This is a genomic window from Vibrio sp. 1288 (genome assembly GCF_033344475.1).
Map to the genome: position 1 here is coordinate 1 of NZ_JAWPOX010000975.1, position 552 is coordinate 552.

General features: G+C 44.6%; 1 pseudogene. It reads right to left on the minus strand.

Annotation, left to right across the window (positions count from 1 at the left end):
• A pseudogene (locus R8O11_RS30415) lies at window positions 1–552 on the minus strand (PrkA family serine protein kinase); the annotation flags it as partial.

Sequence of the window (552 nt, forward strand, 5' to 3'; positions counted from 1 at the left end):
TCTGAAGGGAATTGTTCGCGTTCTACTTGTTGTTCAATCACATAGAACAAGTGAACTGGGTTTGCTGCCACTTCGGTTTGGTCAAAGTTGAACACGCGAGACAAAATCTTAAACGCAAAACGTGTAGATAGGCCGTTCATACCTTCATCGACGCCTGCGTAATCTCGATATTCTTGGTAGCTTTTCGCTTTAGGATCGGTGTCTTTTAGCGTCTCGCCGTCGTACACGCGCATTTTCGAGAAGATAGACGAGTTTTCAGGCTCTTTCAGACGAGAAAGAATGCTGAACTGCGCCAATGTTTCTAATGTGCTTGGTGAGCAAGGGGCTTGAGATAGTTCACTGTTTTCAAGCAGTTTTTGATAGATTTTAACTTCTTCCGATACGCGTAAACAGTACGGTACTTTTACGATGTATACACGGTCTAGGAAGGCTTCGTTGTTTTTGTTGTGGCTGAAGGTTTGCCACTCAGATTCGTTACAGTGAGCCAAAATCATGCCGTCAAACGGAATTGCAGAAACGCCTTCCGTCCCGTTAAAGTTGCCTTCCTGTGTT